Annotated in this window: 13 protein-coding genes; 1 reads left to right on the top strand and 12 read right to left on the bottom strand. The window is 46.1% G+C overall.

Annotation, left to right across the window (positions count from 1 at the left end; all coding sequences use genetic code 11):
- Positions 1-26 precede the first annotated feature (26 nt).
- Positions 27-1,091, bottom strand: coding sequence for a DNA polymerase III subunit beta (gene dnaN / locus ACH2BK_RS02190; RefSeq protein ID WP_394995620.1), 1,065 nt, complete (start codon positions 1,089-1,091; stop codon positions 27-29).
- Between the two features lie 199 nt (positions 1,092-1,290).
- On the bottom strand, positions 1,291-2,610 hold the full coding sequence (gene dnaA, locus ACH2BK_RS02185) for a chromosomal replication initiator protein DnaA (RefSeq protein ID WP_394959509.1): 1,320 nt from the start codon (positions 2,608-2,610) through the stop codon (positions 1,291-1,293).
- Positions 2,611-2,714: 104 nt separating this feature from the next.
- Here dnaA and ruvC point away from each other — a divergent pair, with 104 nt between their 5' ends.
- Positions 2,715-3,182 (top strand): crossover junction endodeoxyribonuclease RuvC, encoded by a 468-nt coding sequence (gene ruvC, locus ACH2BK_RS02180; RefSeq protein ID WP_394959507.1) that lies wholly within the window; start codon positions 2,715-2,717, stop codon positions 3,180-3,182.
- Positions 3,183-3,344: 162 nt separating this feature from the next.
- Here the strand turns inward: ruvC and ACH2BK_RS02175 are convergent, their stop codons facing one another.
- The 10 genes from ACH2BK_RS02175 to ACH2BK_RS02130 all read right to left on the bottom strand — a co-directional run bounded on the left by ACH2BK_RS02175 (position 3,345) and on the right by ACH2BK_RS02130 (position 13,112).
- On the bottom strand, positions 3,345-4,154 hold the full coding sequence (locus ACH2BK_RS02175; RefSeq protein WP_394959505.1) for a hypothetical protein: 810 nt from the start codon (positions 4,152-4,154) through the stop codon (positions 3,345-3,347).
- Between the two features lie 33 nt (positions 4,155-4,187).
- Positions 4,188-4,484: a YciI family protein gene (locus ACH2BK_RS02170; RefSeq protein WP_394953834.1), complete on the bottom strand. Its 297-nt coding sequence runs from the start codon at positions 4,482-4,484 to the stop codon at positions 4,188-4,190.
- A 130-nt stretch (positions 4,485-4,614) separates the two neighbouring features.
- Positions 4,615-5,667 carry a 7-cyano-7-deazaguanine synthase gene (locus tag ACH2BK_RS02165; protein ID WP_394959503.1) on the bottom strand — a complete coding sequence of 351 codons (1,053 nt, stop codon included), beginning with the start codon at positions 5,665-5,667 and terminating at the stop codon, positions 4,615-4,617.
- Positions 5,642-7,321 carry a DNA primase gene (gene dnaG / locus ACH2BK_RS02160; RefSeq protein ID WP_394959501.1) on the bottom strand — a complete coding sequence of 560 codons (1,680 nt, stop codon included), beginning with the start codon at positions 7,319-7,321 and terminating at the stop codon, positions 5,642-5,644. The genes ACH2BK_RS02165 and dnaG overlap by 26 nt, the downstream gene beginning before the upstream one ends.
- Positions 7,322-7,339: 18 nt before the next feature.
- Positions 7,340-8,632: an outer membrane family protein gene (locus ACH2BK_RS02155; RefSeq protein WP_394995635.1), complete on the bottom strand. Its 1,293-nt coding sequence runs from the start codon at positions 8,630-8,632 to the stop codon at positions 7,340-7,342.
- 2 nt (positions 8,633-8,634) lie between these two features.
- Positions 8,635-9,900 carry a UDP-N-acetylglucosamine 1-carboxyvinyltransferase gene (murA, locus tag ACH2BK_RS02150; RefSeq protein WP_395001905.1) on the bottom strand — a complete coding sequence of 422 codons (1,266 nt, stop codon included), beginning with the start codon at positions 9,898-9,900 and terminating at the stop codon, positions 8,635-8,637.
- A gap of 9 nt (positions 9,901-9,909) precedes the next feature.
- Positions 9,910-10,296: a hypothetical protein gene (locus ACH2BK_RS02145; protein WP_394959495.1), complete on the bottom strand. Its 387-nt coding sequence runs from the start codon at positions 10,294-10,296 to the stop codon at positions 9,910-9,912.
- Between the two features lie 39 nt (positions 10,297-10,335).
- Positions 10,336-11,160, bottom strand: coding sequence for a UTP--glucose-1-phosphate uridylyltransferase GalU (gene galU / locus ACH2BK_RS02140; protein WP_394953828.1), 825 nt, complete (start codon positions 11,158-11,160; stop codon positions 10,336-10,338).
- Positions 11,161-11,172: 12 nt separating this feature from the next.
- Entirely contained in the window at positions 11,173-12,819 is a 1,647-nt protein-coding gene (locus ACH2BK_RS02135; RefSeq protein ID WP_395001904.1) for a lytic transglycosylase domain-containing protein, read from the bottom strand.
- Positions 12,816-13,112 (bottom strand): YggT family protein, encoded by a 297-nt coding sequence (locus ACH2BK_RS02130; protein WP_394959491.1) that lies wholly within the window; start codon positions 13,110-13,112, stop codon positions 12,816-12,818. The genes ACH2BK_RS02135 and ACH2BK_RS02130 overlap by 4 nt, the downstream gene beginning before the upstream one ends.
- Positions 13,113-13,183 lie beyond the last annotated feature (71 nt).

The raw sequence follows: 13,183 nt of genomic DNA, 5'->3' as shown, positions 1-13,183 counted from the left end.
CCTAGCTCCTTAGCAAATCTCAAAACTTATAGAATGATAGGCATAATGATGGTGTTGAAGTTGTTATCCATAAAGGTAAGGGGGGCGTTTTGTTCATTGAGTGCCATAGTAAATTCTGCCGACTCTACTTGTGCCAAAAAGTCTGTTATATATTTAGAATCCACGCCAAAGACAAATTCTTCTTGGATATTTGTCTGTATGTCAAGCTGTGTGCTTGCCTTGTGATTTCTATCGCTCATAGATTCAAAGAGGATTTCATTAGCGCGAAGTGTGATTTTAATCTTATTAGAAAGCGAGCTCACGATTTTAATAGATTCTATAAATTTGTCTTTTGGGAGCTTGATAGTGTTTTTAAATTCTTTTGGGATGATTTTTTCATAATCTGGATATTTTCCATTGATGACTTTACTAAAGAAGAGATAGCTAGGGGATTTGATGATGATATAAGTGGTGTTAAAGAATATCTCTATGTTATCGACAAAAAGCCTTTGAATCTCATTCATAGCGCGTTTGGGGATGATGAGTGAGAGGGTATTGATGCCTTGTGTGTCGTATTTGACGATAGCAAGGCGTCTGGTGTCTGTGGCTACGAAGTTGAAGGAATATTCTTTGATGTCAATAAGTGCGCCATTTAGCTCAAATTTTGCGTTGTTTGTCTCGGCGGTGGAGTTGATTTTTTTCATCGAGCTTAGGAATTTGTGGGATTCTATGTTGATTTGTTGGGATTGGGAAAACTCTGGCAAGCTAGGAAACTCATTGACATTAAACATTTGGAGGCTGGATTTTGATCGTCCTTGTTTGATGAAAAGCAAATCGTCTTGGGTTTCTAGGGTGATATCGTCTTCTTTGAGGTTTTTGACAAAATTGAGTATATCGCGTCCATTTGCTGTAGCTCTGCCCTCTTCTTGTGTATGCACTTCGATTTGGGATTGGATGGCGATTTCATAATCAGTAGCTTTAAGTGTGAGGGTGTTATTGACACATTCAAAATAAATATGTGAAGTGATTTGTGAGATATCTCGCTTTTCTAAAAAATTCTGAAAGTTTGAGAGTATGATCTCAAAAGGTGTTTTTGAAATACTAAGTTTCATCGTGCTCCCCTTTGTTTTAAATAATTTTAGTAGTAGTAGTAGGGTGTGTGAAAATGTGAAATGTTGTCATCTTTCCCTATTTTGCTTATCTTTGGGGGGTTAAAGTTTTCACAAAATGTCAATGCGTCTTTCACATTTATTCCCATACTCTTATGCTCTAAAAGTGTTAAATTATACTTAAATTTGCGTAAGCTTTGCTTTAAACTTGCGGGATATTGTCGTTTTTTATGTTGTTTTCGATTTCCTCGATGAGGTTTTTGAGGTTCTCATCTTCTTTTATTGCTTCTTCTATGGCTTTTATGGCTTTGCTTACTGAGCTGTGATCTTTCATATTGAGTTTGTTGGCAATCATTGGCATAGAATTGTGCGTGAGTTTGCGCGTGAGGTAGGTGCTTATCCTGCGTGCTTTGGCTATGCGCTGGTTTTTTGCCTTGGAGGTGATCTCACTTGGCTTGATATTGAGCTCTTTGCCTACAGATGAGAGAATCTTATCGATAGTTATGTTGCCCGATATGTCTCTTTGGTAGGTTTTTATCACGCTTGTGGCGATCTCGAGTTTTGTCACATCGGGATTTAGGTTGGATTGGAGGTTGATATTTTGGATGATCCCTAAAATCTGCCGTGAATTGTCAAGCTTAGTTGCGATGAAGTTGATTGTCTCATCATCGAGCACGATGGAGTTTAGGTTGCATTTTGAGCGGATAATCTCCTTTTTGGTGTCAAGATCGGTTTTCTCGATTTCTATGACGATCCCTCCCTCAAAGCGCGATCGCAGTCGCTCCTCTAGCCCTCTGATCTTTTTTGGTGGTTGATCGCTTGTCATCACGATTTGCTTTTGCTCTTGGTGCAGGGCGTTGAAGGTGTTGTGGAATTCCTCACAAATCTGATCTTTCCCGCCAAAAAACTGCACATCATCGATGAGGAGGTAGTCGCATTTTCTGTATTTGTTGCGGAAAGTATCCATCGTTTTGTTATTAAGCCGTAGTTGAAAATCGTTCAAAAACTGCTCGGCGGTTATCAAAACCACTTTTTCGTTTTTTTCTTTCACTGCGTTTGCGATGGCATTGAGCAGGTGCGTTTTGCCCACGCCGGTGTGTCCATAGATAAGCAGGGGGTTGATTTTGCCCCGTATCTCTACCACCTTTTGGCAAGAATCCCACGCGAGATGGTTGGATTTCCCCACGACGAAGTTCTCAAAAGTCTCTTGGTAATTGATGTGAGATTCTTGGAGGGAGTTTTTGAGGTTTTTATTGTTTTTTAAACTTTTCACATTACCTGTCATTTTTTTTGTTTTTATGTGAATTTTTGGCGGGATACCTGTGATTTCTTGTGCGCAAGATTGGAGCTTATCGAGGTAGTGTATCTCTATCCAATCTGCTATGATGCTATTGGGTGCATAAAAGACGAGTAAGTCCTCTCTGGAGGCACTTTCATCAAACTCTAGAATCTTAAAATATGTGTCGTATTCGTGCTCGGATATCTCTTTTTTAAGTTGGTTTAGTATATCATCTATACTCATTCAAAAAGCCCTTTGTCTTACCTCTGTAGTTTTGGGAAAAGATGTGAAAGATATGTGAAAAGTTCTTGAAATCATAGGAAAAAAAGTTTTAAAATGGATTTAAAATGCAAATTTTAGGGATCGATCCGGGGACGAGGAATTGTGGCTATGCTGTGATTAGCTACACAAACAACACGCTTAAGCTCATCGAGGCGGGGTTTATCAAGATAAAAGAGCGGGTTTTGCAAGCCCAAATCGTGGAGTTCATCGAGGGTATCGACATCGTGCTCAAGGCGCATAGGATCGATGAAGTGGCGATTGAAGATATGTTTTATGCCTACAATCCCAAAAGCGTGATTAAGCTCGCGCAGTTTCGCGGGGCACTGAGCCTAAAAATCCTCCAAGATTTTGGGAATTTTGCTGAATACACACCGCTACAAGTCAAAAAAGCTCTCACAGGCAATGGCAAAGCAGATAAGACACAAGTCGCGTTTATGGTTAAACGCCTGCTTGGCATTAGGGGCGAGATTAAGCCGCTTGATATTACCGATGCCATAGCCGTGGCGATTACGCATTCCCAGCGGTTGAGGTAGATTCTATAAATCCAGCTTTTGCGCGCAGGAAAATGGCTCCGCAGGCTTGCAATGCACAAGGTTGAAAAATTTCTAAAGAAACTTCGTTTTCTAAAAAGCGACGCTTTGCGTGCAAGCCAAATTTCCTTTGTCGCGGAAAGCTAAATGCCGCCAATACAGAATCTAAAACCCCACTTCCTGCTCCTCATCTTGACTTTGCTCCTGCGTTGGCGTGGATGGTGAATCTAGGCTCTCAGGGATTGTAAATCCTATGGCAAAGCTTTGCACCCTTTTGAGGTTGATATTTTGTAGCACATAGGCTTCTATCTTATAAGCGTCAGGATTTTTGCTATCCACGCCTTTTAGCCAAATGAGCGCGCTATCTGGCTTTGCAAGCACGCTCACATCAAATGGCGGCGCGACTTCTTTATAGATTGTGGGGAACTCTAGCACCTCGCCATTTTCCACATTTACTGCACCTACGATGATCTCGCCGTTATTTGGCTGGATTTTATAAAGCGCGTATTTACCCCCAAAATCGATAATCCCTCGCTTGAGTGCCTCTTGGGGACCACCCTCGCAATTCACACAGCTCTCATCAGCACTCATAAACTGCCCTTGGTAGAGATTTGCGGGGTATTCTTGGAATTGAGGGATTTGCCGCTCTTGGCTAAAAATATCTTGTGCGATTGCGCTCTGAAGTGCGGGATCTTGGGCATTTTCTTGCGTCGTATCTGCCATATTTGGATTTTTAGAATCTAGTATATCTTGGCTTTGCGCATTTTGGGAGGGGCTTGCTCTAAGGTTTTGTGAATCTAGGAGAGGCGTCGCTCCTTGCACAAGGGTTTGTGAATCTAGCGTGCTTTGCGCGGTTGGCTCGTATTGGTTGGGGATAAATTCTTGGGTGTGTAAGTGCTTGCCTAGCTCAGAGATTCCCACGCCGATACCTATGCCCACACACATTAGGAGCACTAAGGAGAGAGCTTTTTTCATTTTTTATCCTTAATTTTGTTCTTGGCGGCTAGCTTAGCCCTGCACAAACGCCTTGATAAGCGGCGAGTGCAGCACGGGGCTAAATTCTATAATCTCATAAGTCGCGGCGTTGTTGAGGTAGTAGGGATCGCTCTGTGTGAAAGCCTCTGCGCTCTCTTTGTCAGCAAAACGCCCTATGATGCACCCACCCACCTTTGGATTTTGCGGACCAGAGAGGAGCAAAACCCCCGCGTCATAGCCCTTTTGCAAATACGCACGATGCTCGGCTAGAATCTGCTCAATCTCACTGATGGGCTTTGTGTAAGTTACTAAAATGCAAAACATATTCATCGTTGAACTCCTTGTGTTGGTTTTTAGGCTAGCTGCCGTGGTTTAGATTCTGTGATGAAAGCTCCCAAATGCTCACAAGTGCTTGAAAATGCTCGTGGCGCAAAAAGCCAAACCATTATGAGATCAGAATCTAGCTCTTTAGCAGCAGGTATTGCGCGCTTTTCTCCTTAGGCAGGGCTTGCGTGTGATACACCTCCTCGCCCACGCGCACCTTGTATTCCACGCCCTCTTGTGTCTTGGCATAGCTGAGGATAATGCGCGCCGATAGGAGCTTATCCTCCCTAGAGGCATTCTTTTCGATAAGTCCTATGGGACCAATAGAATCTAAAAGCGTGATTTGCTCCATCATCGGATTTGGGCTTTTTAGCTTCTCATTTTCCTCCTCATTGCGCCCTATCACGCACCTAGCACCATTTTCTAGCACCATATATCGCCCCACCTTTATCATCTCCACATCTTCAAACACCATCTTTCTGTGCCCGCTTAGATCTTTTATCTTTTGGGCGATAGAATCTTGAGTGAGTAGGCAGCCACCACCGGGCTTTTCGTAGTATTTAAAACCATAAGATTCAATCATCGCAAGTTGCCTTGTCCGTCCGCGTCCATTGACATCTAGGAGCTTTTCTCTATCCACCCAGCCCATTTTTTCGGGGAAGCTTGGGGCGAGGAGCTTGGCACTCATAGGGCGCAGTAGGAGTTCATCGAGCGTCTTTGGCTTATTTGGATCGCTCCCATCACGGCTTAGGATTACATCAAACTTTGGATCTTTGCCAATCTCGCGCACGAGTTTTTTGACTTCATCGAGTGCTTGGGCGCGTTGGGATTTGGGGCGCTGCCCTAGCACCTCGCCACTGATGACGAAGTCCGCGCCACACTCAAGCAGATAGTTAAAGGCATTGCCAAACATATTGGCGTGGCAGTCGATGCAGGGGTTGAAATACTTGCCATAGCCGTATTTGGGGCTAAAGAGCACGGAGTTAAAAAACTGCTTTCTAATATCGATGATTTTTAGCTCTACGGGGATTTGTGCCGTGGCGTTTTTGAAATACTCTAGTTTGTCTTTGTTGCCACCAAAGCCTATATTAAAATGTAGGGCGATGACTTCAATCCCTTGATCTTTGAGTAGTTTCATAGCGATGAGGCTATCGCAACCCCCGCTAAAAAGTGCTAATGCTTTTTTCATAGCTGATAAGTTCTCCTTGTGTAAGTTTGGCGATTTTGTCTTTGAGAGTGTTGATAGATTCTAGCTTTTGCTTGGTGTGGAGATTGAGCCGTGGGATAAGTGCCAAATCCCTCTTATAGGCTTTGAGCACGAGGACTTTTAAATGCTCCCTAAACTCCTCAAAGCTCCCAATCTTCTTAATACTCTCATCGATGAGCAATGGACGCAAATACGGGCTTTGCGCGATGTCGCCCTGCGCGCTATCTAAAAGCAAGAGGTATTCCCTGCCATAGGATTCAAACACGCTTGGCTCTAGGTATTCTACCGCTGTGTGAATCCACTCGGGATTTTCGAGTAGGGTGCGTATGAGCACGCCCTCTGCGAGGTGCTTTTGTGAATCTTGGGCTAGGATAGGCGTTTGTTTGGGGTTTTGTCGGTGGATTTTGATGAGATTTGGGGCGATACGCAGTCGCTGCGCGATAAATGGCACATACTCGGCTTGGAGCAGGGGCGTGAGTGTCTTGCTAAAAGCGGTGATTTCACTAAGGGCTTGCTGCTTTTGGAGCGGATCGGAGAGATTAAAGCCCGCGATGATGCGCTCGAGCACAAACTCTATAAAGCTCACCGGGCGCGCAAAAAGCGATTTTAGCTCCTCTAGTTTGTTTTGGGCTACCATATCGGCGGGATCGAGATCGTTGTGGAATATCACCACGCCCCCACTCGCACTGATAGCACTTAGCATTTTTGCAGCCCTAAAGGCGGCATTAATCCCGGCTTTATCGCCATCATAGCTTAAGATGATTTGGGGATCGCCTTTTTTGAGCAATGGGATATGATCGTTGCTCAGAGCCGTGCCTAGCGTCGCCACGGCGTTTCTAAACCCAGCTTGGTGGAGCATAATCACATCGATATAGCCCTCGCACACGATGATCTTTTTCTCCCGATAGATGGATTCTTTGGCGATATGGTAGCCATAGAGGAGCTTGGATTTGTTGAAAATCTTGCTTTGGGGGGAGTTTATGTATTTTGCCATCGCTTGTGGATCGACACTACGCCCGCCAAAGCCCACGATTTTACCACTTGATGAGTGGATAGGGAACATAACGCGCTGTGAAAAGCGCGCATACTCTCGCGCCTCATCTTTGCCAATCACGCCTAGCTCTAGGGCTTCTTGTTTGTTGTGAGCGTGGTGGGTATTGATAAATTTCATACTCTCAAAGCTCTGTGGGCTAAAGCCTAGGCGGAAAGATTCTATGCTTGCCGCAGAGATTCCGCGCTTGTGGAGGTAGTCTAGCATTTGGGGATTGTTGTGGAGCTGCTGCTGATAGAATCTCGCCATATCCTCTAGTAGCGTGGATTGGGGCTTTTTTTGGTAGTTGTTTTCGTATTGGAGTTTGAAGTTACTCATCTCCGCCACGCGCTCTAGTGCCGCGACAAAATCGAGCTTTTCATACTGCATCACAAAGCTGATACTATCGCCCCCCACACCGCAGCCATAGCAGTGGAAAATATTTTTGCTAGGGCTTACCATAAAGCTTGGGGTTTTTTCATTGTGGAAGGGACAGCACGCCGAGAAGTTGCTCCCTGCGCGCTTAAGATCGATATAAGAGCTAATGATATCCACGATATCCACCTGCTCTTTTAATCGCTCGATAGAATCTTTGCTTATGCGCATTACCACAATCCCTAGATTCTAAAAACTATATTGCACATACGCCTTGCCAAAGCTCCTATTTATCGCGCTTTGGTGCTCTAGTCTCTCAAGCATATACACGCCAATGGCTCCTAGCTCCACATCGAGTGTGGCGGCATAGCGCACCCCTAGCGAATACGCACTCTGAATCCTATGCGCACTGCGGCTATCACGCCCCAAAATCTCTATCGCGCCTTTGCTAAAGCCAATATCCACAAAGCCATAGATGGTGCTTGCGCGCTCCTCATACATATTTGTGCTCTGGCTCCCGCTATGCATACCGCCGGGCTGGATCACCCCAAAGCCATTGTGCGCGTGGTTGTGCGCCTCAAAGCGCGAGGTAGAGCCCATATTGGCGATTTCAAAGAAGTGATTGCCTACCTTTTGGTAGCCCGCGCCAAATTCTAGGAGATTGCCATACGCGATACCCTGCTCTAGCCAGATGAGGTAGGTATCGCCCCGCTCGCCTATGGTGTGCCCGTGCCCATCATCGTGGCTATGATCGTGCTCGTGATGGGAGTGGTGTGCGAAAGTGGAGTGGAGGTAAGCATAATGCAAAAGCGTGGTGCTATGCCAGCCATCTACGCCTCCAAATGAGAGTATCGCCTTGCCCCCAAAGACATCAAAAAACTCCTGCATATGGTAGGCAAAGGGCGAGAGCTGCACAAAAGGCAGTGTGAGCTCTAGCCCGCCTGCAAAGAGGTTTTTGCCATCATAAAGATGCCTATAGAAGTCAAAATCCGTGGCAAACTCGCGCGTGATATGGGCTTGCTCATCTATCCAAAGCCCATAGAGCTTGGCATAGGGGATTTGTATATAGGCGTGCGCACCCTGCAGTGAGTGCCCCACCCAATCAAACTCATCTTCAAACCGCCCAGTCTTAATCCCAAGGCTTAGATTCTCAAACTTCTTTTCATAGCCCACATACGCGGTGTTTGTGATGAATTTAGATTCTATATACTCATAGCGCGTCCCACCAAAGGTGGTGTCCATACCAAAGGGCACAAACGCGCTAATCCCAAGCCCAAAGTCAAGACTCTCAAAGGCTTGGGCTTTCATCAGCATTGTGGTATAAAGCATCGAGTAAGAATCTCGCCTCGCATTATCCCGCGATGAGGCGAGTGCGGAGCTTTTGCCAAAAAGCCCGATATGAGCGCGAAACTCCACGGGATCACTGTGATGGTGGTGGTGATGTCCTCCCTCATCGTGTGTGAGAATCTGCGCCACTCCAACGCCCCCACAAAGCCCCCACAAAGCCAACGCCCGCCCAAAAGATTTTATTTTGATTGACATACTTACTCCTTGTCTCGTGAGATGGTTACACCTAAACTCTTTAGTTTAGATTCTAGATTTTCATAGCCGCGATCGAGGTGGTAGATTCTGTGAATTTGCGTAGTATCTTTGGCAATCAGCGCAGCGAGCACGAGTGCTGATGAGGCGCGCAAATCTGTGGCCATCACATTAGCACCCATAAGGGGCTTTGCCCCACTTATCTTAGCGATATTGCCAGAGAGCTTAATATCTGCGCCAAGTCTTTGGAGCTCGCTCACATGCATAAAGCGGTTCTCAAACAATCGCTCCTCTATCACGCTCACACCCTCGCATTGCGTGGCGAGCGCCATAAATTGCGCTTGCATATCGGTGGGGAAGCCGGGATATTCTGTGGTGATGAGCTCAAAGGCATTGCGCTTTTTGGCAGGCAGTATGGTGATGCTAGATTCTGTAATCTCAAAGCCAAAGCCGATTTCCTCAAGCTTTTCTAAAATCGCTTGGAGGTGGGTGCTATTGGCATTATCTAGCGTAATGCGTGAGTTGGTGATCGCCCCCGCACATAGGTATGTCCCCGCCTCAATCCTATCGGGGATCACGCTAAAGGGGCTAAATCTAGGCAGCTCGCCATCGCTCCCATAGATAGAGATTTCATTGCTCCCTATGCCTTCAATCTCTATGCCATTTTGTGCTAGCACCTCGCAGAGTTGCACGACTTCTGGCTCTTTGGCGGCATTGATGATACGCGTTTTGCCCTTAGCCAAAGCCGCCGCCATAATCACATTTTCGCTCCCTGTTACCGAGATTTTGTCAAACAAAATATCCGCACCTTGCAAGCCTTTTGGGGCATTGGCGATGATATAGCCGCCCTCTATGTGAATCTGCGCGCCCATTTTTTCCATAGCCTTGAGGTGCAAATCCACTGGACGCGCCCCGATAGCACAGCCCCCCGGCAGGCTCACTTGGCATTTCCTAAAGCGCGCTAAAAGTGCTCCTAGCACGAGTATGGAGGCGCGCATTTTGCGCACGATATCATAGAGGGCTTTTGTGTGGATAATATCTGCGCAATTTATGCGTAGCGTGTGTGAATCTAGATTCTGCAAGCGCGCTCCTAAGTGCTCTAGGAGCTTTGAGAGCGTCTTGACATCGGCGACATCGGGGAGGTTTGAGATTTGCGCATCGTCTTTGCTTAGGAGCGTGAGGGCTAGGAGCGGGAGTGCGGCGTTTTTGGCACCCGATATGGCGATACTGCCGCAGAGGTTTGGGGATTGGGTGATGGTAAGGTAGTCCATAGCATTCCTTTATTTTTTTTCTCTGTGTTGTAGGGCGGTGCCTACTTTAGTCTGAATCTGCTTGGCGATACTTGGATTTTCATCCTCTAGTGTATCGCGAAACTTTGCCACCTCATCGGTTTCCATAAGGATAGGATTGAGAGAAAAGTTATAAATAATCTCTAGCCATAGGTTGTAGTCAGGGCTATTTTGTGCGCATTTGGTAAATTTGTCTGTGAAAGTCGTGTAGCATTCTTTGAGCTTTTCTTTATTATCTTTGTGTGCGAGGACTGCTGCGTGAAGCTCGGCGAGTGGATTGGTGGGTATGGGTGTATTTCTGTCCTCTAGTGCTACGCTCAAAAGCCCAGCAAAGATAATGGGCGTGGTTAGGATAAACATCACTAACCAGCACATCACATAAAACACTACATCAAACATTACTTAGGTGTAGAGAATCTAGGCTTTGAAAGTCTTGAATAAATCCGTGGTAGCCTTGACATAGCCATCTACCGAGCCACAATCATAGCGTGAGCCTTGGAATTTGTAAGCAAGCACCCTGCCCTGCTTAGCCTGCTCTAGCAAGGCATCGGTTATTTGAATCTCGCCCTTTTTGCCCGGCTTAGTCACACGCAAAATATCAAAAATATCGGGCGTTAGGATATATCGTCCGATGATGGCGAGGTTGCTTGGTGCGCTATCTATGCTTGGCTTTTCTACCATATTATTGACACGATACACACCCTCCTCTATCATCTCGCCATCGATAATCCCGTATTTATCCACTTCTTTTTTATCCACTTCCTCGATAGCCACGATGGAGCAGCGGTAACGCTTGTAGAGATCCACCATTTGGGCTAATACGCCTTGTGAGCCTTTATTGACACACAAGTCATCGGCTAGCACCACGGCAAAGGGCTCCTGTCCGATGAGCACCTCGCCCGTGAGGATCGCGTGCCCTAGTCCTTTCATCTCCTCTTGTCGTGTGTAGGAAAATTTGCAGAGATTTGTGAGGCGTCTGATATCTTTGAGCAAATCCTCTTTGTCCGTGCCCTCGATTTGGTGCTCGAGCTCATAGTTTCTGTCAAAATGATCTTCAATCGCCCTCTTGCCGCGCCCTGTAACGATTGCCATCGTGTGGCAGCCAGCCTCTAGGGCTTCTTCTACGCCATATTGTATGAGTGGCTTGACGAGGATAGGGAGCATTTCCTTTGGCATCGCCTTTGTCGCGGGCAAAAATCGCGTCCCATACCCCGCTGCGGGGAATAAACATTTATCGATCATTCTAGCTCCTTGTTAATTAATCAAAGTCGTTTTGAGTAACTGCTCTAGGGCGATATTATTACCAAAAAGTTCTTGATAAACAATATAGTTAGCCAGAACTTTCAAGCCATACACCCGCGATTCTTCATAAGGGATAAGCTCCATACTTAGCCATGGCTCGTATTTGCGCTTTTTGATAAAAAGCTTTTTTTGTGCTAGCGTGCGTCGTAAAAACCCCGGGCCGCCATTATACGCATACGCCACAAAAAGCGGGTTTTTAAACTCGCGCTCTAGCTCCTCCAAATAGAATCTCCCAAACTCTAGCGCGATGATGGGGTTAAACATATCCTCTAGCCTGATATCCTCTAGCCCCATACTTTTGGCAAAGGGCGCGACATTAAAGGGCATAATCTGCATCATACCAAGCGCATACGAAGTCGAGATGAGGGCGGGGAGAAAATTGCTCTCTTGCCTAGCGATGGCGTAAGTGAGGGATTTTTGGTGGGTGCTTTTCCATTTGATATTTTGGGCAAAGGGCGAGAGGAAGTAGTTGTTTTGGTATTTTGTCGCGCGGTTATGCACATACGCCATATGCGCCAGAGAATCCACAAAGGCAAATTCTTGCGTGAGCTCGCTTAGAGCCTTTGTGTCGCTTACTTGCAAGAGATTGGCGCGCAAAATCTCCCATTCAAAAGGATCTTGGATATCAAAGGGCGGTTTTTGCTCGCTTAGGGGTGTAAAATCCGTGATGATGGTGTATTGCGGGGTGGTGTGGAGCTTTTGGGCAGCATAAATGCTATAAATATCGATATTGCTACTTTGGGCGAGTTTTGTGAGGAGCTTTTTGTCCTTGCTCACATAGTATTGCCAAAACAATGCCTTGTTGTGCAGCAGCGCGTCTTTGCTACTACTTTGGGCAAGCTTGAAGTAGGCTAGGGCGTTTTTTGTGTTTTTTGCCATCAGCTCGTTTATGCCAAGCAAAAAGAGCGTATAGGGGCTTGCTTTAGTGATGTGGGCATTTAGCAGGGATTTTTTGAATCTAGGCAGTGAATCCGATAGGATAATGCCTTGGAGCATTTTATCAAACGCCGGGGCGTTTTCATCGGCGAGCTTTTTGAGCCTTTGGGGCTTTATAGCTTGGTTTATGATACTCTCTTTTTGCTTTTGTGTGAGGGCGTTATAAATCTGTGCGAAAGTCTTGGCATCGCTTTGGAGCATTTTGGTGAGGATAGTCTTAGAGCTTAGAATCTCTACCTTTGTGCTAAGGCTTTTGTTTGGGGCGACTTTGTCTTTGAGGGCTTTGAGGTTTTGGGGCGAGAGGCTTGGGATTTGGCTAAGTTTTAGCCCATAGCCTATGCATTCTAAATCCTGTGTGAGGAGAGAGCTAAACTCTAGGCGCGCGCATTGCAGCTCTTTTGGCAGTTCGTTGGGCATTCCCTTTTTTTCTAGGAGGGCTTTGAGTTTTGGGGTTTTTCTATGGATGAGCTCATAGGCTTTGAGCGCGTCTTGCAGGGAGGTGCTCTCTTCACTCAAAAATCGCCAGATATAAAAATCCCGCGCCAAACCTTTGGGCTTAGATTCTAAAAAGGCTATATCGATGTTTTTGGCGAGTGCTTGTGTCCCAAGCACGCACAAAAGAGCACACAAAAGAGTGCGCAAAAGCGCAAATTGTCTGCTCATCGCATACCTTGTGCGAAGTTCTCGAGGATTCTGATAAATGTGAGATCGATGAATTTTAATGCCACAATCACAATCAGCGGGGCGAGATCCAGCCCGCCTATGTTGGTGGGGATAAGCGCACGCACTTTGGCAAAAACCGGCTCGCTTAGGCGATAGAGCACCTGCACGATGGGATTATAAGGATCGGGGCGCACCCAGCTAAGCAATGTGGCGATGATGAGAATCCAAATGTAGAGATTAAGCAGCATACTCGCAATAGTCGCGATGGCTTGTAAAAATGTGGAAAGAACCATAGGTTCTCCTTTCTAAAATAATATTTAGGCATTTACCCTCTGGGATTTGGTCGCTTCGCTCCCGCATCTCA

It is taken from the genome of uncultured Helicobacter sp. (assembly GCF_949282165.1).
In the GTDB taxonomy this organism is placed as follows: Bacteria; Campylobacterota; Campylobacteria; order Campylobacterales; family Helicobacteraceae; genus Helicobacter_F.
Note: the sequence above shows the minus strand (reverse complement) of the source record. Positions and strands in the feature narration are given on the sequence as shown.